Raw genomic sequence first — 24,613 nt, 5'->3', positions numbered from 1 at the left:
GTATATTTTCTTCAGCGCTGCTTGCCATTCAACAGCAGAGGTCGGCTTGGTAAGAACGCCCGTCGCGCGAAGGTAGAGCGTAAGCTTCCGTAGGGACATAAGGACGTATGCGCGACTGGAATGGCAGTCACTTCTAGTCATAAAGGGATCTAGAGCCTCAAGAAACTCTAAAGCGGCGGGACCGTTGTCGAATATGGGCCCCAGTGCGCGCCAGTAAGCTACGCCAGAGCCGTCCCTAAACCAGCCTCTATACCCAGCTTCAGTCCGCTCGAAGATTCCCATCATGAGGTCCCAGGCGTATTAATCGGCGGGCGTGTCGCTACCTACGTTCGTATTAATATTACCAATAGTAGCAACGGCTTTGCGGGTACCAAAAGCGACGGCCGCTCATCGCGTTCAGCGTTGAGAGGCACTGCCACTTACCCGCCCGCATCGCATTTCCATTTCATCAACGCAGATCGTCAACGCCTTTCGCAATGGTGCCGACCTTGCCGCGAATGCTTGACCCCCCCCTCAAATATAGGCTCCTTTGATGATATTGGTAGTCTGGAAAACGAGGCGCTGTTCGGTGGCAGCCTCTTGCGCTGGATCGACGAAGAAGCGGCGATCTACGCCATCTCGCAACTGGGCAACCAGCGCGTCGTCACCAAGTTCATGTCCGAGATCAACTTCGCGAGTTCGGCGCGTCAGGGCGACATCATCGAACTGGGCATCACCGCGACGCAATTCGGCCGCACGTCGGTCACGCTGCGCGCGGAGGTGCGCAACAAGATCACGCGAAAGAGCATTCTGACCGTCGAGAAGATGGTATTCGTGAATCTGAACGAGCAAGGCGAACCGGCGCCGCACGGCCGCACGCAGATCCGCTATGCCGATGAGCTGTTCGAGGCGTATCGCCGGGATCAGGGCGCGGTCGAAGCGCCGAAGATATCGAGCGATGATCTGCTCGAAGAAGTCGCGGAAGAAGCGGCGCACTAGAAGCAAACGGGCGCTCATCGAGCGCCCGTTGCCATTTCAGACTTCAACCCCGGCTCACTTGCCCGCGGGCTGCGCACCCGGATCCTCATACTGCGGCAATCCCTGCGCCTTGCTCGAACTCGGCGACGGCTGAGTCTTGGGCGCGCTCTCCTCCGGCGCGGGCGACTTGCCGCCGACGCCGCCCGCGGGCGATTCCGCCGCGCCCGGATCGACATACGTCGGCAAGCCTTGCTCCGTGCTGCCGCCGCCGGTTTCGCCCGGCGCGCTCGCGCCTTCGGGCGCCGATGCGCCTTCGTCGCCGTAATCGGGCAGCGAGCTCGCGCCGCCGCCCGTCAGCAGATATTGACGCCGCTGCGTGTAGGCGTCGCGCACGAACGCGTATTTGTCGAGCGCCGCCGCCGACAGCAGATCGGTCGCGCCGATCAGATCCGCGCGCGCGCTCACGAAGTTCAGGCCGAACAGCGGCCAGCGAATCTCGGCCTCGGAGTAGCTGATCGGGTTCACGCGCCAGTCGACGAGCCAGGTCGTCGAATCGCGGAACGAGCTCGGGCCGAGCAGCGGCAGCACCAGATAAGGCCCCGACGGCATGCCGTAGTGCCCGAGCGTCAGTCCGAAGTCCTGATGATGCTTGGGCAGCCCCGCCGGCGACGCGATGTCGATCAGGCCGCCGATGCCGAACAGCGAGTTCATCGCGATGCGCATCAGATCCTGCGTCGCATCGGTGATCTTCAACTGCAGCAGGTTGTTCGCGAAGTTGGAGAAATCGCCGAGATTCGAGAAGAAATTGCTGACCGCAGTGCGAAACGGGCTCGGCGTGTAATCGACGTAGAACTGCGCGACCGGCTTGGCGATGTAGGTATCGAGCGTGTCGTTGAACGTGAAGATCTTGCGGTTCATCGGCTCGAGCGGATCTTTCGGGTTTCGGTCCGGGCCGGTCGCGCAACCCGCCGTCGCGAGGGCGACCGCCATCATCAGACTCAACCCCAATTTATGCACTGCACGAGCGGTCAAGGCCGTCGATCCCGACTTCATTCTTCAATTCCTCTTAGGTTGTCATGTCGCTGCGCCGCCCTGAGCTTCGCGCGAGCCGCCGCGCGCACCTTGCGCGGCTTGCCCATCAGCACCGGTTGAAAGACCACCGCGCCGACCAGCGTGCAAAAGAGCGACAGCGCCAGCAGTCGCCCCATGCTGGACGTGCCCGGATGATGGGAGAACCACAGGCTGCCGAACGCCGTCGCGGTCGTGGCCGCACTGAACATAACGGCATGCGTGAGGCTGGACTGTAGCAGTCGCGTCTGGCCGGAGCGCCACGCCATCACGAAATAGATCTTGAACGCGACGCCGACGCCCAGCATGAGCGGCAGCGCGATGATATTCGCGAAGTTGAGCGGCATCCGGAAGACGACGCACAACTCCAGCGTGACGATCGCGGAAACGAGCAAAGGTACCAAAGTTCTCAGAACGTCGCCAAAACGGCGCAACGCGATCCACAGCAGCACCGCGATCGCGATCAGCGAGTAGAGCGCCGCCTGTTCGAACGCCTTGATGATGGTCTCCGCCGAATGGCGCACGGAAATCGGCCCGCCGATCGCATCCGGCTCGGCCTTCTGCACCGCGTCGGCGAAGCGGGCGAGCAGGGCGTCGTCGTTCGGATCGGCGCCGGGCGGAACCTTCGGCGCCACGTCGACGAGCGCCTGACCCTGCGGCGTCACGAACGACGCGACCATCTGCGGCGGCAGGGTGTCGCGCGTGATCTCCGTCGGCGTGAGCAGCGCGCGCAATTGCGCGAGCGCGAGGCGCAGCGGTTCGGCCATCGCGTGCTCGGCGCGGTCGCGCGTCGCGGCGTCGGCTTGCGCCAGCTTCGTGAGGGTCTGCGCGAGATGCTTCGCTTCCTTCTCGCCGGGACCGGGATGCTCGTCGGCGGCGAGCGAAAGCTGGTTCGCCACGCGCTTGAGCGCCGCGACGCGCACCGCATCCGTTACCGGCGATGCCGTCGGCTGATCGAGCGCGGGCAGCAACTGGTCGGCGGCAGTCTTGATGAGATCGAGCTTCTTCGGCTGATCGTCGGGGATCAGCGAGGAGAGCGTCGTCGCGCTCCCGACTTCCGGCAGCTTGCGCAGCTTTTGGGCGATTCCGTCGGCATCGGCGAGCGAGGGCGCGAGCACGGCGACATCGTTCACCGCGCCTTCCGGCGAATCCTGGAGCGAGATGAGCGTCGCCATCGACTCGGTGTGCGGGTCCTTCAGATGCAGCGGATTGAAGTCGAAGCGCAGATTGAAGAGCAGCGGCAACGCGCCGATCACGACCACGAGCGTGCCGATCAGCACGGGCTTGCGATGCTTGTCGAGGAATTCATCGACGGGCGCGAGCACCGGAAAGCCCGGCGAATGCGCTTCGCCCGGCGGCGCGAACACCTTGATGAGCGCGGGCAGGAGCGTCATGTTGGTCACATAGGCGACGAACATGCCGACGCCCGCGATCAGCCCCAGCTCCGATACGCCGCGATACGCGGTCGGCAGAAACGAGAAGAAGCTCGCGGCGGTCGCGGCGGCGGCGAGCGTGAGCGGCACCGCGACGTGACGCGCCGTTTCCGCGAGCGACACGTCGAGCCGCCTGTGCCGATAGCGCTCCTCGCGGTACTTCACGCCGAACTGAATGCCGAAGTCCACGCCGAGGCCGACGAACAGCACCATGAACGCGACGGAAATCATGTTGAGCGCGTGGACCATCATGAGTCCGAGCGCCGCGGTGATCGCAAGGCCGACGAAGAGCGTGATGAAGACCGCGACGATCATGCGCTTGGAGCGCAGCGCGACCCAGAGGATCATCAGCACGACGAGAAAAGTCAGCACGCCGTTGAGCACGGCGCCGTCCTGCACCGAGGCGAATTCCTCGTCGGCGAGCGGTTGCGCGCCGGTCAGATGCAGCGTCGCGCCATACTTTTTGTCGATGCCGAGTTCGGCGGCTTTCGCGCGAATCTCTTCCGAGGCGCCCGCCGCCGCCTTCAGCGCGTTGAAGTTCAGCTCCGGCAGCACCGTGACGAACGCGCGCCCGGGCGCATCGCCCGTCGACGAATCCGCGAGGCCGCGCCACGAGAACGCAGCCGGCTGATTCGCCAGCACGCGGTCGAGCACGGTCGCGCTCTTGCCGAGCAGCCCCGCCATCTGGCCGAGACTGACCTGTCCCAGTGTCAGCGGAAGATTGAGCGTGGTGTTGAGCGTCTGCGCGAGGCCGGTGAGCGTCGGGTCGTGCGCAAGCGTATTGATGAGCGGACGCGCCTGCACGAGTTGCTTCGTGACCTGCTCGACCTTGTCCGCCGGCAGATAGAGCAGTCCGTTGTGCTCGAAGAACGCGCCGCCCGCGGGCTGCGAAACCGACTTGAAGCGCTCCGGCTCCTTCGCGAGCGCGGCGGCGAGTTCGTTCGCGGCGGCATCGGCGAATTCCTGCGCGGGTGCCTGAACGACGATCAGCAGCGTCGCGCCGCGCTGCGGAAACGCCTCGTCGATCGCCTTGCTGCGTGACGCCCACTCGGGCTCGGTTTCGATCAGCTGACTGACGTCGGTGCTGATTCTGAAGTGATGGACGACATAAATCGTGGACAGCACGCCGAGCAGCAGCGAAACGGCGATAATCCACGCCGGCCGGCGAATGGCGAGGGTGACGAAGCGAGTAATGTTGGACGTCAGCATGAAGACGCTACCTGTGTGCCCTGTTATTTTTTGCGCGTGCGAACGCGCGAATTGCATGATGCCGACCGCCAGGAAACGACGCGAGGCGCCGCGCAAGTATAGCGGGCGCACCGGAACACTCCCGGCTTGAACTGTTGCGGCCCCGCGGTGTCGGTATACTGACCTCGCAGCCATCTGGCCGCTCCTGCAACGTCCGAAGGCCGCACGACCCGCGCCGCCAAACCTGATTAGAGAACGGGTGCCATGAAACGCTATCTGTCCATTTGCTTCGCTTTCTTCCTTGCCTCGATGTCCTTCACAGGCGAGGCGCTCGCACAAACGAGTCCCGATGCCGTCGTCAAGAATGCCGTCGAAGGCACCGTCAACGCGATGAAGGCCGACCCTCAGGCGCGCGGCGGCGACATGGCGAAGATCACGCAGCTCGTCGAAACGCGCTTCCTGCCCGCCACCGACTTCCAGCGCACGACGCGCATCGCGGTCGGCAAGGCCTGGGCGAGCGCCACGCCCGAGCAGCAGAAGCAGCTTTACGACCAGTTCCAGACCTTGCTGGTTCGCACCTATGCGGCATCGCTTGCGCAATTGCGCGATCAGGACGTGACCTTCAAGTTCGACGCGCCCAAAATCGACGCGAACGCGAAGGACACCGTCGTCGAATCGCACGTCGTGTCCACCGGCGGCGACAATCCCGTGCGCTATCGCCTGGAGAAGACACCGCAGGGCTGGAAAATCTACGACATCGACATGATGGGCGCCTGGCTCATCCAGGTCTATCAGCAACAGTTCGCCGGCCAGTTGCAAAAGGGCGGCGTCGACGGCCTCATCAAGTTCCTGTCCGAGCACAACGCCCGTTCCGCGGGCTGACGTTCTCGCGTCTTCCGGCGAGGCCGGGCTTCATGTGCGGCGGTGCTCCACCGCGAACTTGATCAGCTCGGCCTGCCCGTCGATATCCAGTTTGCGCTTCAAATTCAGCCGATGCGTTTCCACCGTGCGCACCGACAGCCCGTGCTGCTGCGCGATCTGCTTGCTCGATAGCCCTTCGGCGAGCGCATCGAGGATGTCCAGCTCACGCGGCGTCAGACGTTCGAGCGGCGTCTGCATCGACTGTGCCTGAATCATGCGCGCCGCGAGCCCGGCGCTGAAAAAGGTCTTGCCGGCGAGCACCGCGCCGATCGCCTGGATGATTTCGGCGGCGGGCGAATCCTTCAGCACGTAGCCGCTCGCGCCCGCGCGCACCGCCTGCTTCACGTACTCGACGTTGTCGTGCATCGACAGCATCAGCACGCGGATGCCCGGATGCCGCTCGTGAAAGAGCGCCGCCAGTTCGATGCCGCTCATGCCCGTCATGCCGACGTCCATCAGCGCGAGATCGGGCGGGTTCGACTCGTCGGCGGCGAGCGCGAGCGCTTCCCTGGCGTTGCCGGCCTCGCCGATCACGCGCAGATGCGGCACCGAGTCGAGGCGTGCGCGCAAGCCGTCGCGCACGAGCGGGTGATCGTCGACGAGAATGATGCGGGCGGTTTCAGCGCTCATCGGTATGTCCTTGAAGATTCGGCGCGGCGAGCGGCAGCGGCACGCTCGCCGTGATCGACGTGCGGCCGAGCTGCGAGCTGATCGCGAGCGCGCCGCCGAGCGTGTCGAGCCGCTCGCGCATGTTGCGCAGGCCGACGCCGCTCGCCGGATCGGAAAACGCGTCGTGCGCGTCGAAGCCGCGGCCGTTGTCGGTGATGTCGAGCGTGACGGCGTGCGTCGAGATATCGAGCGTGATTGCCGCGCGCGACGCCTGCGCATGCCGCGCGATGTTGGTCAGCCCTTCCTGCGCGATGCGAAAGAGCACGGTGTTGACGGGATCGGGCAGCGTCGCGCGCTGCGTCGCACAAGGCTTGCCGTGGTCCGTCGATTCGAAACGCGCTTCGATGCCGTCCTGCCCGTCGAACTCGCGCGCGAGTTGCTCCAGCGCGGCCGCGAGCCCGAGATCGTCGAGCATCGCGGGACGCAGCGCATGCGAGATGCGGCGCACTTCGCGCAGCGTGCCGGACAGCCGCCCGAGGCTCGTCGCGAGCGCGGCTTCCGCGGTCGGCTCGCGCGCCGCGCCGCGTTCGAAGCGCGCGAGCGCCGATTCGAGCAGCAGCTTCACCGACACGAGCATCTGGCTGATGCCGTCGTGCAGCTCGCGCGACAGCCGCGCGCGCTCCTGTTCCTGCGAATCCACCACTTGCCGTGCGAGGCGCTTCAGCTTCGCGTCCGCGCTGCGATGCTCGCTGATGTTGAGCACCGCGCCGCATGCCGCGATGATCGCGAGCGCGGCGAGCGCGATCGCGCCGATCCACATGAGCGTGCGATCGATGTTCGCGGCCGCCTGCGAATCGATGCGCGCGAGCGTGGTCTCGACGTCTTCCAGATAGATGCCGGTGCCCATCATCCAGCCCCAGCGTTCGAGCGGCACGACATAGCCGAGCTTCGGCGCGATCAACCCCGTCGACGGCCGCCGCCAGACGTAGCGCACATATCCGCCGCCCCTGGACGCCTGCTCGATGAGCTGCTGGATCGTCAGCGCGCCGTTCGGATCGCGCATCAGCCAGAGATCGCGTCCGACGAGATCCGGCTGACGGGGATGCATCAGCGACGTGCCGTGCATCGTGTAGACGAAAAAGTAGCCATCCTGGCCGAAGTCGAGACGCTGGAGCGCGTCGAGCGCGAGGCGGCGGCGTTCGTCGTCGCTGCGCGGATCGTCGGCGGGCGCGTCGTAGTACGGCGCGATCGCGCTCTTTGCGATCTCGACGTAATGCCGCAGTTCGATCTCCTTGCTCGACATGTACGCGGCCTGCGTCGTGTCGTGCTGCGCCTGCGCGAGCGATTGCGCCTGCTGGCGCACGCCGTAGGTGATGCCGCCGATCGCCAGCGCGAACGGCACGATCGCGAGCAGGAAGATCTTTGCCTTGAGATTCATCGAAAGTCTGTTCACATGCAAAACGGCCATGCCCGAAGGAAAGTCCCGCAGGGGACACCCCATTTCGGACGTTCGCATGGCCGTTTCGCATGCAAACAGACGTTGGGGTTTTCCGCTACGTGAAGCCACGTAGCGCGCATACGTAGTTATGCGCTTGTAAGCGCCCGGGCGAAAGCGAATACTACCGCCCAATGCGCTATCACGGCGCATCCATCGACCCGGCGGGGTCAATAACTAAGGAGACGCCATGAATCGGGCTTCCGGATTCCTGGTCTGGATCGCGCTCGCGCTGCTGGGCGCGTTCGCATTCGGCACCATCGCGCTCGCGCACGGCGAGCGTATCAGCGCACTATGGATCGTCATCGCGGCGGTCTGCGTGTATCTCATCGCTTACCGGTTCTATTCGCGCTTCATCGCGGCCAAGGTATTGCAGCTCGACGGCCTGCGCATGACGCCGGCCGTTCGTCACAACGATGGCCTCGACTACGTGCCGACCAACAAGTACGTCCTGTTCGGCCATCACTTCGCGGCGATCGCGGGCGCGGGTCCGCTCGTCGGCCCGGTGCTGGCGGCGCAGATGGGCTACACGCCCGGCATGCTGTGGATTCTCGGCGGCGTGGTGTTCGCGGGCGCGGTGCAGGATTTCGTCGTGCTGTTCATCTCGACGCGCCGCGACGGTCGCTCGCTCGGCGACCTCATCAAGATGGAGCTGGGCACGGTGCCCGGCGTGATCGCGCTGTTCGGCGCGTTCCTCATCATGGTGATCATTCTCGCGGTGCTCGCGCTGATCGTCGTGAAGGCGCTCACCAATTCGCCGTGGGGCACCTTCACGGTGGCCGCGACCATTCCGATCGCGCTCTTCATGGGCGTCTATACGCGCTATATCCGTCCGGGGCGCATCGGCGAGGTGTCGATCATCGGCTTCATCGGGCTGATGGCCGCGATCGTCTACGGCGGGCAGATCGCCGCATCGCCGACGCTCGCGCCGTTCTTCACGTTCACCGGCGTGCAGCTCGTGTGGATCCTGATCGGCTACGGCTTCGTCGCGTCGGTGCTGCCGGTGTGGCTGCTGCTCGCGCCGCGCGATTATCTTTCGACGTTTCTCAAGATCGGCACGATTCTCGGCCTCGCGATCGGCATTCTGATCGTCGCGCCCGAGCTGAAGATGCCGGCGTTCACGAAGTTCGTCGACGGCAGCGGGCCGGTGTGGTCGGGCAACCTGTTCCCGTTCCTCTTCATCACGATCGCGTGCGGCGCGGTGTCGGGCTTCCACGCGCTGATCTCGTCGGGCACGACGCCCAAGATGGTCGATAACGAAGTCAACATGCGCTTCATCGGTTACGGCGCGATGCTGATGGAATCGTTCGTCGCGATGATGGCGCTCGTCGCCGCCTGCGTGATCGAGCCGGGCGTGTACTTCGCGATGAACAGCCCGGCCGCGCTGCTCGGCTCGACGCCCGAAGCGGTTGCGCAGACCGTGTCGAGCTGGGGCTTCGTGCTGACGCCCGAGATGCTGACGTCGACGGCGAAAGCAGTCGGCGAGACGACCATCGTCGCGCGTGCCGGCGGCGCGCCGACGCTCGCGGTCGGCATGGCGCACATTCTTCATCAGGTGATCGGCGGCCCGGCGATGATGGCGTTCTGGTATCACTTCGCCATTCTGTTCGAGGCGCTCTTCATCCTGACCGCCGTCGACGCGGGCACGCGCGCCGGCCGCTTCATGCTGCAGGATCTGCTCGGCACGTTCCATCCGGCGTTGCGTCGCACGGAATCGCTGCCGGCCAATCTCATCGCGACGGGTTTGTGCGTCGCCGCGTGGGGCTACTTCCTGTATCAGGGCGTGGTCGATCCGTTCGGCGGCATCAACACGCTGTGGCCGCTCTTCGGCATCTCGAATCAGATGCTCGCGGGCATCGCGCTGATGCTCGGCACCGTCGTGCTGTTCAAGATGAAGCGCGAGCGCTATGCGTGGGTCACGCTCCTGCCGACGATCTGGCTGCTCATCTGCACGCTGACCGCCGGCTGGCAGAAGATTTTCGACGCGAATCCGAAGGTCGGTTTCCTCGCGCACGCGGGCAAGCTGAAGGACGCTTACGACGCGGGCAAGGTGATGGCGCCGGCGAAGTCGCTCGCGGAAATGCAGCGCATCATCTTCAACGATTACGTCGATGCGGCGCTTGCCGGCTTGTTCATCTTCGTCGTGTTGAGCATCGCGGTGTATGGCGTGCTGGCGGTGCTGCGCGCGCGGCGCGAAGCGAAGCCGACCGTGCGCGAGACGCCTTTCGAGGCGATGCCGGCGGGCGCTTCCAGTGCGGTGCGCGGCGGACATTGAAGGAGCACGCGATGTTCACCGATCTTCGACAAGCAGGACGGTATCTCGGCCAGGCAATGCGCCTGATGGTCGGGATGCCCGATTACGACGCGTATGTCACGCACATGCAGACGACGCATCCCGACAAGCCGGTGATGAGCTACGCGGAGTTCTTCCGCGAGCGGCAGGAGGCGAGGTACGGGTCGGGGGCGGGGAAATGCTGCTGAGTTGAGGCCGCGTAGCGGCGGTCAATCAGAACGCGATGGCGAGAGCCGTCGCGTTTTTTTATGGGCACGCGAGGCAGTGTCCGTTTTGCCTGCTCCGTTCGGACGAAGCTAAATCGACCACGTAAATGTGACCTTGGGCGATATCGTGACTGTCAAGCGAGTGTCGAAATCCGAATTCAAAGCAAAAGCGCTCGAACACTTTCGTCTCGTGGAATCGGCAGGAGAACGTATGATCGTGGCGGACCCGGCGCGGTGCGTGTCATGCCCGTGGACAGCAGCATTGCCATCAAGTCGATCGATCCGCCCGGTCGATTCCACGACGATCGCGCAGACCGCATGATCGTTGCGGCCGCGCGCGCGTTATCGGCGCCGCTGGTGCCGAGGGATCGGCTGATTCGCCAGTACGAACACGTCAAGACCATCTGGTAACCGACAAAACAAAAAGGGCGGATGACCCGAAGCCATCCGCCCTTCGCATGCCCGTCGCTCGACGGAGCGACTCAGTTCACCGCCGCCGCCGTCTTCGCGCCCTTGTTCTTCTGCGCGCGCCCGATCTCTTCCAGCTTGATCTCGACATGCTTCGAGAACACATATTCGGCGGGACGCTGCTTGTCGATCGGCAGATCCTTCGCGAACGCGCCCGTCGTGCGCGGGCCCGAAAGAGCGATCTTCGCGGCCTTCAGCGGATGCGCCACCGTGTCCATCACGGCGGTCGCCTCGAAGCCGCAGTGGACCATGCAGTCCGCGCACTTTTCGTACTTGCCCGTGCCGTACTTGTCCCAGTCGGTGGTTTCCATCAGTTCCTTGAAGGTCTTCACGTAACCTTCGCCGACCAGATAGCACGGCTTCTGCCAGCCGAACACCGTGCGCGCCGGGTTGCCCCACGGCGTGCACTGATACGTCTGATTGCCCGCGAGGAAATCGAGGAACAGCGTCGACTGGCTGAACGACCAGTTCTTGCCGTTGTTGCCGCGCTTGAAGATTTCGCGGAACAGATTCTTGGTCTTTTCGCGGTTCAGGAAGTGCTGCTGATCGGGCGCGCGCTCGTAGGCATAGCCCGGCGAGACGGTGATGCCGTCGACGCCGATGGGGCCGAGCGTGTCGAAGAACTTCGCGACGCGCTCGGGTTCCGCGTCGTTGAACAGCGTGCAGTTGATGTTCACGCGAAAGCCCCGGCGCTTCGCTTCCTTGATCGCCGCAACGGCCTTGTCGTACGTGCCCGGCTGCGAAACCGAATGATCGTGCGCCTCACGGTCGCCGTCGAGGTGCACCGACCAGACGAAGTACGGGCTCGGCTCGTAGTCGTCCATCTTCTTTTCCATCAGGAGCGCGTTCGTGCACAGATACACGAACTTCTTGCGCGCCATGATGCCCTTCACGATCTGCGGCATTTCCTTGTGCAGCAACGGCTCGCCGCCCGCGATCGAGACCACCGGCGCGCCGCACTCGTCGACGGCGCCGAGGCACTCTTCCAGCGACAGCCGCTGGTTCAGGATCGGGTCCGGATAATCGATCTTGCCGCAGCCGTTACACGCGAGATTGCAGCGGAACAGCGGTTCCAGCATCAGCGCGAGCGGGTAACGCTTGGTGCCCGTCAGGTGTTGCTTGAAGATGTAGGCGCCAACGCGGGCCTTCTGGAGCATCGGGATAGACAATTGCGTCCTCTCCTTATTCTTCGCGAATCGCGGCTGCCGCAACGGCGGCGACCGGCTGAGTGAGCTTCGCGGGGAGTTTGAATTCGACCTTTTCCTCGCGGCCGTTCATCGTCGTGACTTCGACGTTTCCGAACGCGCGCAGGGCATCGATCACATGTTTGACCATTTCCTCGGGCGCCGAGGCCCCCGCGGTGATGCCGACCGTCTGCACATGGGCAAACCATTCCGGCTTGATCTCGGAACCGTCCGCGACGAGGTAGCTCGGAACGCCGGTTTCGGCGCCGATCTCCCGCAGGCGGTTCGAATTGGAACTGTTGGTGGCGCCGACCACGAGCAGCACCTCCACCTGGCTCGACAGCTCGCGCACGGCGGCCTGGCGGTTTTGCGTCGCATAGCAGATGTCGCGCGTGTCCGGGCCGACGATATCCGTGAAGCGGCGCTGCAAGGCATCGATGATGCCGCGCGTGTCGTCGACCGACAGCGTGGTCTGGGTGACATAGGCGACGGGCGTGTCCGGCGCGAGCGTCATCGTCGCGACTTCGGCTTCGCTCTGCACGAGGACGACGTCGCCGGGAATCTGCCCGATCGTGCCTTCGACTTCCGGATGGCCCGCATGGCCGATCAGAATGAGCGTGCGTCCCTGCGACACATACTGGCGCCCCTGCACGTGAACTTTCGTGACGAGCGGGCAGGTGGCGTCGAGCACGTCGAGCCCGCGCGTCTCGGCATCCCGCTCGACGCTGCGCGCGACGCCGTGGGCGCTGAAGATGGCGACCGCGCCGTGCGGCACTTCATCGAGTTCTTCGACGAAACGTGCGCCCTTGCTGCGCAAATTGTCGACGACATGACGGTTATGAACGATCTCGTGACGCACATAAACAGGTGCGCCATGCCGTTCGAGGGCCCGATCGACGATTTCGATCGCACGGACCACACCCGCACAAAAGCCGCGGGGTTGAGCAAGGATAATACGCATATTCGAACGAACTCCGACTGACGCGGGTTTCGGGTTAGCCGGCGCGAAGCTCGCGCTTTCCGATGATTCGGTCTCCGCGACGCCTCGGATAACGTCTGGGAGCGCCCGGAAAGCAGACCGGAAAAAAAGACCTGGTGGTGTCGGTCCGCGCGCCGAAGTTGACCGCGTATTCTAACGCGTTCCCTTTTTGGGTGCTCAATGCCCGCTTCACTGCGCGGCCCGGCGCGGCGCGCAAATACGGCTATTTTCAGAACCCAGTAAACTGTCGGACGCTTGCGGACCGCGCGGCGGCAAGACTTGCGCCGCGCCCGCCCGCCGGATGGGCTTTTCGGCCGGTGCCGGCGCCCTTCGGTCTGTGTGTTTTTCGCGCAACGCTGCGTCCCTGTTTTCGAGCTAACGTTTATTTCATGCTATTGATCGCCTGGCTGTCTTTCCTGATCTGGATCGTGTTGTTGTTCGCCCGCGGCGGCTTCTGGCGCGCGCAGCCCGCAGCGCCGCTCTCCGACACCACGATCCACGCCGTCGGCAACGCGGAGATCGCGCGCCGCGGCGCATGGCCCGCGCTCGTGGCCGTCGTGCCCGCGCGCAACGAGGCCGACGTCATCGGGCGGGCGGTCGGATCGCTGCTCAAGCAGGACTACGCGGGCGCCTTCCACGTGATCGTCGTCGACGATCACAGCACCGACGGCACCGCCCAGGTCGCGCTCGCCGCCGCCCGCGATCTCGGGCTCGAAGACCGTCTGACGGTGCTGACCGCGCAGCCGCTGCCGCGCGGCTGGTCCGGCAAGGTGTGGGCGCAGTCGCAGGGCATCGACGCGATCGACAAGCTCGGCCTGCCCGCCGAATTCCTGCTGCTGACGGACGCGGACATCCACCATCCGGCCGATGCCGCGACGCAGCTCGTCGCGCGCACGATTCTCGAAGATCGCGATCTGGTCTCGCTGATGGTCCGGCTGCGCTGCGACTCCCTGTGGGAAAAGGCGCTGATTCCGGCGTTCGTGTTCTTCTTCGCGAAGCTCTATCCGTTCGCCTGGGTCAACGACGTCAAGAGGCCGACCGCCGGCGCGGCGGGCGGCTGCATGCTCCTGCGCCGTTCGGCGCTCGTGGAAGCGGGCGGAATCGAATCGATCCGGCACGAACTGATCGACGATTGCAGTCTCGCGGCGCGCATCAAGCATCGCGCGGGCCGCAACGACGCGCGCCCGATCCGCCTCGATCTGGCCGGGCGCAGCGAATCGCTGCGTCCTTACGATAGCTGGCGCGAGATCTGGAACATGATCGCGCGCACGGCGTTCACGCAGTTGCGCTATTCGCCGCTGCTGCTCGCCGGCACCGTGCTCGGCATGGTCGTGATCTATCTCGCGCCGCCGGCGCTCGCGCTCGCGTACGGCGCGCGCGCCTGGCCCGCGTGCGCGGCGTGGGCGTTCATGTGCATCGCCTATGGTCCGATGCTGCGTTATTACCGCAGATCGCTGTTGTGGGCGCCGCTCTTGCCGCTCGTCGCGTTGTTCTATGTGAGCGCGACGATCGGTTCGGCCGTGCGTTACTGGAGCGGGAAGGGCGGGCAATGGAAGGCGCGCGTGCAGGCGCCGACCCAGGAAGGTTCGTAGCGCGCCGTTCGCGCTTACTTCTTCGTCAACATGGCATACAGCTCGATGACCATGTTCGGCGAGAACGTGAACGGCACCCAGCCGTGCCCGCCGTGACGCATCACCAGCAGGCGGTCGCCGTTCGCGTATTTCTGCGTCGCCATGACGGGATTCTTGGTGGCGGCGAAGCGCCATCCGGGTGCGATGCCCGTCGGCTGCTCCACCGACATCGACGCGCGCACGTTCGACAATTCCTCGATCAGCTCCGATACCCCTTCCGGGCTCAGCTTCACGGTCTTGCCCGCGATCGTCATCTCGACCGCGTCGCGCTCCGGGCGCGACACGACGAGCGTCGGCGGTTCGTTCAGGCCGGGCGGTTCGGCGGGCGCGACGGAATCGTCCGGCTGACGGGCGCCGCCCAGCGCGGGCGGTTCGTCCGGTGAGACTTCCTTCGGCGAAGAGGCGGGTTCGGTCGATTCGGCAGATGATCCGGCAGATGCGGCAGCGGTCCGGAGGAGCGTGTCGAGGCTCGACTCCAGCGCCCCGAGCTGGTCTTGTAGATTCATGCGAGTGTGTGTGTATCTGGCAAGCGGGCGGCGAGGCAACGATTCTACCCGCTCGAATTTGGCGAGGTCGGCACAGGTTGTAACCAATTGCACCGAACGTGCGGATTACACGACAGATTTCTTCGACGCCGACAGCCGATTTTGCACGCCGCGGCGCCTCAAAAACAAAACCGGCATCTCCGAAGAGATGCCGGTTCATCGGGGCGCGCCTGACGCGCCCGTGCGACCTTACTTCGCGCGCACTTGCTCGAGCGCGGCGTTGAGCGTCTTGCTCGGACGCATTACCGCTTCGAGCTTCTTCTCGTCGGGCTTGTAGTAGCCGCCGATATCCGCCGCCTTGCCCTGCACGGCGGCGAGTTCGTCGACGATCTTCTGCTCGTTGTCGGCAAGCGACTTCGCGAGCGGCGCGAACAGTTCGGCCAGCGCCTTGTCTTCCGACTGCGACGCGAGTTCCTGAGCCCAGTACATCGCGAGATAGAACTGGCTGCCGCGATTGTCGAGCTGGCCGGTCTTCGGCGACGGGCTCTTGTTGTTGTCGAGCAGCTTGCCGGTGGCCGAATCCAGCGCCTTCGCGACGAGCTTCGCACGCGCGTTGTCGTTCTTGATGCCGAGCTCTTCCAGCGACACCGCCAGCGCGAGGAATTCGCCGAGCGAGTCCCAGCGCAGGTGGTTTTCCTGCACGAGCTGCTGCACGTGCTTCGGCGCCGAGCCGCCCGCGCCCGTTTCATACAGGCCGCCGCCCGCCATCAGCGGAACGATGGACAGCATCTTCGCGCTCGTGCCGAGTTCCATGATCGGGAACAGGTCGGTGAGGTAGTCGCGCAGGATGTTGCCGGTGGCCGAGATCGTGTCCATGCCGCGGATCACGCGCTCGAGCGTGTAACGCATCGCGCGCACCTGCGACATGATCTGGATGTCGAGGCCCTTGGTGTCGTAATCCTTCAGGTACGTCTCGACCTTCTTGATCAGTTCGGCTTCGTGCGGACGATACGGGTCGAGCCAGAACACGGCCGGCGTGCCCGAGTTCTTCACGCGCGTGACGGCGAGCTTCACCCAGTCGCGGATCGGCGCGTCCTTCACGAGGCACATGCGCCAGATGTCGCCCTTCTCGACTTCCTGCGTGAGCCCTTCGATGACTTCGTTCGTCGCGTTGTCGACGATGCGCGCCGTGCCGTCTTCCGCGATCTCGAACGTCTTGTCGTGCGAGCCGTACTCTTCGGCCTTCTGCGCCATCAGGCCGACGTTCGGCACCGTGCCCATCGTCTTCGGATCGAACGCGCCGTTGGTCTTGCAGAAGTTGATGATCTCCTGATAAATGCGCGCGAACGTGCTCTCCGGGATCAGGCACTTCGTGTCTTGTGGACGGCCGTCGGCGCCCCACATCTTGCCGCCGGCGCGGATCATCGCGGGCATGGACGCGTCGACGATCACGTCGTTCGGCGCGTGCAGGTTCGAGATGCCCTTCGCCGAATCGACCATGGCGAGCGCCGGGCGATGTTCGTGGCACGCATGCATGTCGCGGATGACTTCGTCGCGCTGCGATTCCGGCAGCGTCTCGATCTTCGTGTACAGATCGACGAGGCCGTTGTTCACGTTGATGCCGAGCTCCTCGAAGAGCTTCGCGTGCTTCGCGAACGCGTCCTTGTAGAACACCTTCACGGCGTGGCCGAAGACGATCGGGTGCGAGACCTTCATCATGGTCGCCTTCACGTGCAGCGACAGCATGACGCCGGTCTTGCGCGCGTCTTCCATCTGTTCTTCGTAGAACGCGACGAGCGCCTTCTTGCTCATGAACATGCTGTCGACGATCTCGCCGTCCTGCAGCTTGACCTTCGGCTTCAGCACGATGGTTTCACCGCGCTTCGTGACGAGCTCCATGCGCACTTCGCGCGCGCGATCGTTCGTGACGGACTTCTCGCCGTGATAGAAGTCGCCGTGCTTCATGTGCGCGACGTGCGTGCGCGAGGCCATGCTCCACTCGCCCATGCTGTGCGGATGCTTTTTCGCGTAGTTCTTCACGGCGAGCGGCGCGCGGCGGTCCGAGTTGCCTTCGCGCAGAACGGGGTTCACCGCCGAGCCGAGGCACTTGCCGTAGCGCGCGCGGATCGCCTTTTCTTCGTCGTTCTTCGGCTCTTCGGGGTAGTCGGGCAGCTTGTAGCCCTTCGACTGCAATTCCTTGATCGCGCTGGTGAGCTGATGCAGCGACGCGCTGATGTTCGGCAGCTTGATGATGTTGGTGTCGGCGTCCTGCGTGAGTTCGCCGAGCTTCGCGAGGTTGTCGGGGACCTTTTGCTCGCCGGTCAGGAATTCGGGGAATTCACCGAGGATACGGGCGGCGACGGAGATGTCGCTCGTCTCGACGTTGACGCCCGCCGGCGCCGTGAAGGCACGGATGATCGGCAGAAACGCGCTGGTCGCGAGCAGCGGAGCTTCGTCGGTCAGGGTGTAGATGATGGTGGGTTGCTGATTACTCATCGCTTGTCTCGACATCCGAAAACAGGTTGGAAAAAACCGCCGGCCTCGGCACCCCTCCGGCAACAAACCGCTATTCTGCCTGATTTTGTGGGGTGCGCGTGTGAATTTCGGCTTGCGAAAATGGCCAAAACGGGCGTTTTTCGTGATGAATCAATGGCTTAACTTTTTTCGAGTCTTATACAAGAGTTGCTGTGTTATTCCTGCGAGGCGATGGCCCGAACGTTTCACGGAATGATTTCACACTTCATCCAGCGAGATAGCCGTTCGCCCGGAACCACGTCAGCGCGTCCTTCAGGCCTTCGCGATACGGCCGCGCGCTGTATCCGAGCTCGCGCTCGGCCTTCGCCGAGGTGAAGTACATCTTGTTCTTCGACATGCGCAGCCCGTCGACGGTCACGAAAGGCTCCTTGCCGCTCATTTTCGCGAACAGCTCCGCGCCGATGGCGAGCGGATAAAGCGGCCCGCGCGGCAGCTTGATGGTCGGCGGTTTGCGTCCGACGAATCCGGCGATGTCCGCGAGCATCTGCTGCAACGGCAGGTTTTCGCCTCCGAGGATATACCGCTCGCCGATCTTGCCGCGTTCGAGCGCGAGAAAATGCCCGTTCGCGACGTCGTCGACGTGAACGAGATTCAGGCCCGTATCGACGAACGCCGGAATCTTGCCCGTCGCCGCTTCGACGATGATGCGCCCGGTCGGTGTCGGGCGCACGTCGCGCGGGCCGATCGGCGTCGACGGATTCACGATCACCGCGGGCAGCGCGTTCTGCGCGACCATGCGCTCGACGGCGCGCTCGGCGAGCACCTTGCTGCGCTTGTATGCGCCGATGGTGCTCGCCGGGTCCGACGGCTTCGTCTCGTCGGCGATCGCGCCCGAACTCGTCACCTTCAGCGTCGCGACGCTGCTGGTGTAGACGATGCGCTCGACGCCTTCGGCCAATGCCGCGCGCATCGTCGCTTCGGTGCCTTCGAGGTTCGCGCGCTCGATCTCGCCCGGGTCCGGCGCCCAGATGCGATAGTCGGCGGCGACGTGGAACAGGAAGCGCACGCCCTTGAGCGCGGCGCGCATCGACGCTTCGTCGCGCATGTCGCCGACGACGATCTCCGCGTTCAGCGATTCGACGTTCTTGCGCGGGCTCGTCTTGCGCACGAGTACGCGCACGTCGAAACCGCGTTCGATGGCGAGCCGCGCGACGGCGGACCCGACGAATCCCGAAGCGCCCGTGACGAGCACGCGAGAACCGGAAAAATCAGTCATTCTTACCTCGTTGAAAGCGCTGGCGCGACTCTTTTCGTAACGATTGCCGCGTCAAAAAACGGCTGCAAAGCCCGATGTGACAAGGGCTCGCGGCTCATGCTATGGTCCTCGCCTGCCGCGGGCGCGACGCCCGCGCAAAACATGAACACAACCGGTGAACGATGCCTCAAGACACTCGAAACCTCAGCGCCTGGATCTACCTCGCTATCGCGATCGCGCTCGCCATCGTGTTCTGCATCGACGTGCTCACGCCGATGCGCGTCGCGATCTGGGTCTTCTACGTGCTGCCCGTCGTGCTCTGCGTCTGGGCCGATCGTCCCGCCGTGCCGATCGTCACGGCGTGCGTGTCGGCCGTGCTGATGATCGCAGGATACGCATTCGCCCCCATCGACCCGACCGCGAGCCGCGAAGTGCTGCAGATCAACCGCGCGATGGGCGTGGTCGTGCTGCTCATGCTCGCGGCGGTGGCGCATCTATATATCAAATCGCGGCTCGCCGTACAACGCACGACCTGGCTGCAGCAGGGCATCGTGCAACTCGGCCAGAAACTGCGCGGCGAGCAGTCTCCGGCTTCGATCGGCGTGAGCATCCTGCGTTCGATCATTCCGTACGTGAACGCGAAAGTCGGCGTCGTCTACGCGCTCGACGGCGATGCGCTGGTGCGCGTCGCGGCGTGGGCGCTGCCGGACGAGGGTAGCGCGCCGCTCCGGATCGCGCGCGGCGAGGGGCTCGTCGGGCAGGCGATCGAGGAAGGGCGCGTGCTCGAATTGCGCGACGCTTCGTCGCATTACCTGAAAGCCGGTTCCGCGCTCGGGTCGGCGGCGTCGTCGCGGGTCGTGATCGCGCCGCTTCATGCCGATGGCGAAGTCACGGGCGCGATCGAACTCGGTTTCGTCGGCAGCGAAGGCCGCTTCGACGATGCCCGCGCGCTGCTCGAGATGGCGTCGGAACCGGTCGGCATGGCGCTGCGTTCATCGCGTTATCGCGCGCGCCTCGTCGAACTGCTCGAAGAAACGCAGCGCCAGAGCGAGGAGTTGCAGGTGCAGCAGGAAGAGCTGCGCGTGTCGAACGAGGAACTGGAAGAGCGCGGCCGCGCGCTGCAGGATTCGCAGGCGCGCCTCGAACAGCAGCAGGCGGAACTCGAACAGACCAATGTTCAGCTCGAAGAGCACACGCAGCATCTGGAGCGGCAAAAGGCCGAGCTTTTGCAGGCGCAGCAGGAACTGACCGCGAACGCCCTGGAAATGGAGCGCGCGAGCCAGTACAAGTCCGAGTTTCTCGCGAACATGTCGCACGAACTGCGCACGCCGCTCAATAGTTCGCTGATCCTCGCGAAGCTGCTGCAGGACAACAAGCAAGGCAACCTGAGCGACGAACAGGTGCGCTACGCCGCGACGATCCACTCGTCGAACAGCGACCTGCTTGCGCTCATCAACGACATTCTCGATCTGTCGAAGGTCGAGGCCGGGCAGATGGATGTGCAGTTCGCGCCCACGTCCGTCGACGCGATTCTGGAGACGCTGCGGCAATCGTTCGCGCCCGTCGCCGGGAACAAGGGTCTGGAATTCGTCACCGCGCGCGGCGAAAACGTGCCGCAGTATTTCGTCACCGACAGCCAGCGGCTCCTTCAAGTGCTGCGCAATCTGCTGTCCAACGCGTTCAAGTTCACCGAGCGCGGCCGCGTGACGGTCGCGGTCGAACGCGCGGGCGACAACGCGCTGCGTTTCGATGTGCGCGACACGGGCATCGGGATCGCGCGCGAGAAGCAGGACATGATCTTCCAGGCGTTCCAGCAGGCCGACGGCACGACCAGCCGCAAATACGGCGGCAGTGGCCTGGGTTTGTCGATTTCGCGCGAGTTCTCGCGTCTGCTCGGCGGGTCGGTGGCCGTGTCGAGCGAACTGGGGCAGGGCAGCGTGTTCTCGGTGACGCTGCCGGTCGCCGCGCGCGAAGGCACCGTGACCGCGAAACTCGACACGATCGGCCATATGAGCCAGCCGGCGCCGCAACCTGTGCCCGCGCAGCCCGCGCCGGCGCAGCCGTTGCCGGTTCAGGCGCCCGTCGCGATGCCCGAGCCGCTCGCCATCGCGGATGACCGCGCCGACCGCAAGCGTCCGGATCGCGCGATTCTCGTCATCGAGGACGATCAGCCGTTCGCGCACATCCTCTACGATCTCGCGCACGAACTCGACTTCGACTGCGTGCATGCGGCGACCGCCACGCAAGGCGTCGAGCTCGCGCGCTCGCTGCAGCCGAACGGCATCCTGCTCGATATCGGCTTGCCGGATCAGTCGGGTCTCACCGTGCTCGAATGGCTCAAGCACGATCCGCTCACGCGCCACATCCCGATCCACATCGTCTCCGCCACCGATCACGCCGATGTCGCGCTGCACCTCGGCGCGATCGGCTATACGCTCAAGCCGAGCGCCCGCGAGGAGCTGGCGCTCGCGATCCGCAAGCTCGAAGCGCGCTCGGCGCAGGGCATGCGCCGCGTGCTCGTCGTCGAGGACGATCCGGCGCTGCGTCAGAGCATTCACGCGCTGCTCGCGAGCGATACGGTCGGCATCGTCGAGGCGGGATCGATCGCGCAAGCCATCGAGGAAATGCAGGGCGCGCCGTTCGACTGCGTCGTGATGGATCTCGCGCTGCCCGACGGCTCCGGCTACGAGCTGCTCGAACGCGTGTCGACGGGCGGCGGCCACGCGTCGCCGCCGGTCATTGTCTACACGGGGCGATTGCTGTCGCAGGAAGAAGAACAACGCCTGCGCCGCTATTCGAAATCGATCATCATCAAGGGGGCGAAGTCGCCGGAGCGCCTGCTCGATGAAGTGACGCTGTTCCTGCATAGCGTCGAAAGCGCGCTGCCGCCGGAGCAGCAGCGCATGCTGCGCGCGGCGCGACAGCGCGACGACGTGTTCGAGGGTCGTACGATCCTGCTCGCCGAGGACGACGTGCGCAACATCTTCGCGCTCTCGCGCGTGATCGAGCCGCTCGGCGCCACGCTCGAAATCGCGCGCAACGGGCGGGAAGCGCTCGAAGCGCTCGCGCGCCGCAGCGATATCGACCTCGTGCTGATGGACATCATGATGCCCGAGATGGACGGCCTCACCGCGATGACCGAGATCCGCCGGCGCGCGGAGCACGCGCGCCTGCCGATCATCGCGCTGACCGCGAAGGCGATGCCGAGCGACCGCCAGAAATGTCTCGAAGCGGGTGCGGACGATTACATATCCAAACCCATCGACGTGGATAAGCTCGTGTCGCTGTGCCGCGTATGGCTGCGCCAGCGATGAACGGATCGACCCCTGAGATGAACGACAGCCGCCACGACGAAGAAGCGACGTTCGACATCGAACTGAAGCTGATTCTGGAAGCGATCTACCTGCGATATCAGCACGACTTCCGGCATTACTCCGTGAGTTCGCTGAGGAGGCGGCTCGCCCAGGCGGTGAACGATCTCGGCTCGCCGACGCTTTCGCATTTGCAGGAACGCATTCTGCGCGAGCCGGCGCTGTTCGCGCGGCTATTCCAGTACCTCACGGTTCAGGTGAGCGAGATGTTCCGCGATCCGCAGTACTTCCGCGCGATCCGCGAGCAGGTCGTGCCGATTCTGCAGACGTATCCGTCGATCAAGGTCTGGGTCGCGGGATGCAGCAGCGGCGAGGAACTGTGGTCGCTCGCGGTGCTGTTCGCGGAAGAGAAGATCGCGGAGCGCACCGTGTTCTACGCGACCGATATCAACGCCGAAGCGCTGCGCCAGGCCGAGAGCGGCATTTATCCGCTGGAACGCATGGCGGGCTTCAGCCAGAACTATCTGGCGGCGGGCGGCAAGCGCTCGCTGTCGGACTACTATCACGCGGCCTACGGCGCGGCGAAGTTCTCGCAGACGCTCAAGTCGCGCGTGGTGTTCGCGGATCACAGCCTGGCGACGGACAGCGTGTTTCTCGAAGCGCATCTCGTGTCGTGCCGCAATGTGCTGATCTATTTCGATCGCGCGCTGCAGGATCGCGCGCTCGGCCTCTTCAGCGATTCGCTCGTGCGGCGCGGGTTCCTCGGCCTCGGCAGCAAGGAGAGCCTGCGTTTTTCCAGCTGCGCGGACCGCTTCGCGGATTTCAATTCGCGCGAGCGGCTTTACCAGAAGGTATGACGATGTTCGACGCGGATCGCTTCGGGGCAGTGGTGATCGGCGCATCGGCGGGCGGCGTCGAGGCGCTCGGTCAACTGCTGCCCGTGCTGCCGAAGTCATTCGCACTGCCCGTGCTGATCGTGGTGCACGTGCGGCAAGGGCAGCCGAGCCTCTTGCCGGGATTGTTCGCGTCGCGCTGTCAGCTCGCCGTGGAAGAGCCGTTCGACAAGGACCTGGTCGTGCGCAGCACCGTATATTTCGCGCCGCCGGGCTATCACATGCTTGTCGAGGCGGAGGGCGGCGCGGCGCCGACGATCGCGCTGTCGATCGATCCGCCCGTGCGCTTCTCGCGGCCATCGGTGGACGTGCTGTTCGAATCGGCCGCGCATGCGTACGGCGAGCGCCTGCTCGGCATCGTGCTGTCGGGCGCGAACGACGACGGCGCCCGCGGCGCGCGCGCGATCCGCGATGCGGGCGGCACGTGCTGGGCGCAGGACCCGGAGACGGCCACGGCCCCGGCGATGCCGCTCGCGGCCATCGCGCAGGACGCGGTGCATGAAGTACTGACGCTGGACGAAATGGCGATGCGGCTGTCGCAACGCATCGACCGGCAGCCATGACAAGAAGGCAAGGAGTCACCAGATGACGCAACCCATCCACGTGCTGATCGTCGATGACATTCGCAACAACATCACCGCGCTCGAAGCGTCGCTCGCGCGGCCGGACCTGTCGGTGCTGAAGGCCGAATCGGGACCGTCCGCGCTCGAGCTTCTGCTCAAGCACGAAGTCGCGCTCGCGATCCTGGATGTCAACATGCCCGGCATGGACGGGTTCGAACTGGCCGAGCTGATGCGCGGCAGTCCGCGCACCGCGCACGTGCCGATCATTTTTCTCACGGCGACGGCGCAGGACGCGAGCCGCACCTTCCGCGGCTACGAAGCGGGCGCGGTCGATTTTCTCTACAAGCCCTTCGATTCGCGCATCCTCAACTCGAAGGTCGACGTCTTCATTCAGATGGAGCGTCAGAAGCAGCAACTGGCGACGCAACTCGCGACCGTGCAGCAACTGCTCGATGCGAACGAAATGCTCATGGCCGTGCTCGGCCACGATCTGCGCACGCCGTTGAGCGCGGTGATCGCATCGGCGGAATATCTCGCGCGCTTCGTGCAGGACGAGAATGTCGCGAACATCGGCACGCGCATCAAGTCGAGCGGCATGCGCATGGTGCGCATGGTCGATCAGTTGCTCAATCTCGCGCGTCTGCGCGGCGGGCGCGTCACGCTGCAGCCGCGCGCGGTGGAGCTGATGACGCTCGCGAAGAATATCGTCGATGAATACGAGGCGCGCGTCGGCAAAGGGCGCATCTTCGTGCTGCGTCAGGGCGACACGCTCCTGCAAGGCGACGGCGATCTGCTGTCGCAGGTATTCTCGAATCTCATCGGCAATGCGCTGCAGCACGGTCTCGAAGGCTCGGCGATTCAGGTGCGTCTCGACGGCGACGCCCAGAACGTGACCATCACCGTGCAAAACGCCGGCGAGATTCCCGCCGAGGTGCTGCCGACGATCTTCGCGCCGTATCGCTCGGGCCGGCGTCAGCATGAATCGAGCGGTCTCGGGCTCGGGCTCTACATCACGCGCGAAATCGCGCAGATGCACGGCGGCGATGTCAAGGCGCGCTCGACGTCCGAAGCGGGCACGGTGTTCGAAGTGACGCTGCCGCGCGTGCCGCATCCGCGTTCGGGCGAGCGGGCCGACATGGCTCAGCCGTTTCGCCTGAGTTGACGGGCGTGTCTACAATGCGGCCTATGAATATCGGAAA

Annotated in this window: 19 protein-coding genes and 1 pseudogene; 11 read left to right on the top strand and 9 right to left on the bottom strand. The window is 64.7% G+C overall.

The window, feature by feature from the left end:
- The first annotated feature begins 519 nt into the window (after nt 1-519).
- Nucleotides 520-978 carry an acyl-CoA thioesterase gene (locus tag U4Y90_RS21320; protein ID WP_321797614.1) on the top strand — a complete coding sequence of 153 codons (459 nt, stop codon included), beginning with the start codon at nt 520-522 and terminating at the stop codon, nt 976-978.
- Between the two features lie 54 nt (nt 979-1,032).
- On the opposite strand, the gene U4Y90_RS21315 is transcribed toward U4Y90_RS21320, so the two are convergent.
- Entirely contained in the window at nt 1,033-2,010 is a 978-nt protein-coding gene (locus tag U4Y90_RS21315) for an MlaA family lipoprotein (RefSeq protein ID WP_415749394.1), read from the bottom strand.
- Nucleotides 2,007-4,667 carry an MMPL family transporter gene (locus U4Y90_RS21310; RefSeq protein WP_321797468.1) on the bottom strand — a complete coding sequence of 887 codons (2,661 nt, stop codon included), beginning with the start codon at nt 4,665-4,667 and terminating at the stop codon, nt 2,007-2,009. Before U4Y90_RS21310 ends, U4Y90_RS21315 begins: the two co-directional genes overlap by 4 nt.
- A 243-nt stretch (nt 4,668-4,910) precedes the next feature.
- Here U4Y90_RS21310 and U4Y90_RS21305 point away from each other — a divergent pair, with 243 nt between their 5' ends.
- Nucleotides 4,911-5,528: an ABC transporter substrate-binding protein gene (locus U4Y90_RS21305; protein WP_321797466.1), complete on the top strand. Its 618-nt coding sequence runs from the start codon at nt 4,911-4,913 to the stop codon at nt 5,526-5,528.
- Between the two features lie 30 nt (nt 5,529-5,558).
- Here the strand turns inward: U4Y90_RS21305 and U4Y90_RS21300 are convergent, their stop codons facing one another.
- The gene (locus tag U4Y90_RS21300) at nt 5,559-6,197 is read right to left on the bottom strand and encodes a response regulator transcription factor (RefSeq protein ID WP_321797464.1); all 639 of its coding nucleotides are present in this window, start codon (nt 6,195-6,197) and stop codon (nt 5,559-5,561) included.
- Entirely contained in the window at nt 6,187-7,614 is a 1,428-nt protein-coding gene (locus U4Y90_RS21295; protein ID WP_321797462.1) for a cache domain-containing protein, read from the bottom strand. Before U4Y90_RS21295 ends, U4Y90_RS21300 begins: the two co-directional genes overlap by 11 nt.
- A 247-nt stretch (nt 7,615-7,861) precedes the next feature.
- Here U4Y90_RS21295 and U4Y90_RS21290 point away from each other — a divergent pair, with 247 nt between their 5' ends.
- The 4 genes and pseudogenes from U4Y90_RS21290 to U4Y90_RS21275 all read left to right on the top strand — a co-directional run bounded on the left by U4Y90_RS21290 (nt 7,862) and on the right by U4Y90_RS21275 (nt 10,581).
- The gene (locus U4Y90_RS21290) at nt 7,862-9,946 is read left to right on the top strand and encodes a carbon starvation CstA family protein (RefSeq protein WP_321797460.1); all 2,085 of its coding nucleotides are present in this window, start codon (nt 7,862-7,864) and stop codon (nt 9,944-9,946) included.
- Nucleotides 9,947-9,957: 11 nt separating this feature from the next.
- Nucleotides 9,958-10,152, top strand: a complete 195-nt coding sequence (locus U4Y90_RS21285) for a YbdD/YjiX family protein (RefSeq protein ID WP_309885247.1) — start codon at nt 9,958-9,960, stop codon at nt 10,150-10,152.
- 145 nt (nt 10,153-10,297) lie between these two features.
- Nucleotides 10,298-10,396, top strand: a pseudogene (locus U4Y90_RS21280) (type II toxin-antitoxin system Phd/YefM family antitoxin); the annotation flags it as partial.
- A gap of 17 nt (nt 10,397-10,413) precedes the next feature.
- On the top strand, nt 10,414-10,581 hold the full coding sequence (locus U4Y90_RS21275; protein ID WP_321797457.1) for a PIN domain nuclease: 168 nt from the start codon (nt 10,414-10,416) through the stop codon (nt 10,579-10,581).
- A gap of 71 nt (nt 10,582-10,652) precedes the next feature.
- Here the strand turns inward: U4Y90_RS21275 and hpnH are convergent, their stop codons facing one another.
- The gene (gene hpnH, locus U4Y90_RS21270) at nt 10,653-11,807 is read right to left on the bottom strand and encodes an adenosyl-hopene transferase HpnH (protein WP_321797455.1); all 1,155 of its coding nucleotides are present in this window, start codon (nt 11,805-11,807) and stop codon (nt 10,653-10,655) included.
- 13 nt (nt 11,808-11,820) lie between these two features.
- Complete coding sequence (gene ispH, locus U4Y90_RS21265; RefSeq protein ID WP_321797454.1) at nt 11,821-12,783, bottom strand: 4-hydroxy-3-methylbut-2-enyl diphosphate reductase; 963 nt, start codon at nt 12,781-12,783, stop codon at nt 11,821-11,823.
- A 407-nt stretch (nt 12,784-13,190) separates the two neighbouring features.
- Here ispH and U4Y90_RS21260 point away from each other — a divergent pair, with 407 nt between their 5' ends.
- The gene (locus tag U4Y90_RS21260) at nt 13,191-14,393 is read left to right on the top strand and encodes a glycosyltransferase (protein WP_321797453.1); all 1,203 of its coding nucleotides are present in this window, start codon (nt 13,191-13,193) and stop codon (nt 14,391-14,393) included.
- A 14-nt stretch (nt 14,394-14,407) separates the two neighbouring features.
- Here U4Y90_RS21260 and U4Y90_RS21255 read toward each other — a convergent pair whose 3' ends face one another.
- The 3 genes from U4Y90_RS21255 to hpnA form a co-directional block, all read right to left on the bottom strand.
- Nucleotides 14,408-14,938, bottom strand: a complete 531-nt coding sequence (locus U4Y90_RS21255; RefSeq protein ID WP_321797452.1) for a hypothetical protein — start codon at nt 14,936-14,938, stop codon at nt 14,408-14,410.
- 228 nt (nt 14,939-15,166) lie between these two features.
- On the bottom strand, nt 15,167-17,413 hold the full coding sequence (locus U4Y90_RS21250) for an NADP-dependent isocitrate dehydrogenase (protein ID WP_321797451.1): 2,247 nt from the start codon (nt 17,411-17,413) through the stop codon (nt 15,167-15,169).
- Between the two features lie 244 nt (nt 17,414-17,657).
- A complete protein-coding gene (hpnA, locus tag U4Y90_RS21245) occupies nt 17,658-18,668 on the bottom strand; it encodes a hopanoid-associated sugar epimerase (protein ID WP_321797449.1) in 1,011 nt (336 codons plus the stop codon).
- 161 nt (nt 18,669-18,829) lie between these two features.
- On the opposite strand from hpnA, the gene U4Y90_RS21240 reads away from it, so the two are divergent.
- From U4Y90_RS21240 to U4Y90_RS21225, 4 genes are read left to right on the top strand one after another with little or no spacing between them, the layout of a single operon-like run.
- Entirely contained in the window at nt 18,830-21,961 is a 3,132-nt protein-coding gene (locus U4Y90_RS21240) for a response regulator (protein WP_321797448.1), read from the top strand.
- 17 nt (nt 21,962-21,978) lie between these two features.
- A complete protein-coding gene (locus tag U4Y90_RS21235) occupies nt 21,979-22,815 on the top strand; it encodes a CheR family methyltransferase (RefSeq protein ID WP_321797446.1) in 837 nt (278 codons plus the stop codon).
- Complete coding sequence (locus U4Y90_RS21230; RefSeq protein WP_321797445.1) at nt 22,812-23,414, top strand: chemotaxis protein CheB; 603 nt, start codon at nt 22,812-22,814, stop codon at nt 23,412-23,414. The genes U4Y90_RS21235 and U4Y90_RS21230 overlap by 4 nt, the downstream gene beginning before the upstream one ends.
- Nucleotides 23,415-23,436: 22 nt before the next feature.
- Nucleotides 23,437-24,576: a hybrid sensor histidine kinase/response regulator gene (locus tag U4Y90_RS21225; protein WP_321797444.1), complete on the top strand. Its 1,140-nt coding sequence runs from the start codon at nt 23,437-23,439 to the stop codon at nt 24,574-24,576.
- Nucleotides 24,577-24,613 lie beyond the last annotated feature (37 nt).

Origin of the sequence: Caballeronia sp. J97 (genome assembly GCF_905220305.1) — a bacterium.
Lineage (GTDB): Bacteria > Pseudomonadota > Gammaproteobacteria > Burkholderiales > Burkholderiaceae > Caballeronia.
This window is presented reverse-complemented; position numbering and strand designations above follow the sequence as displayed.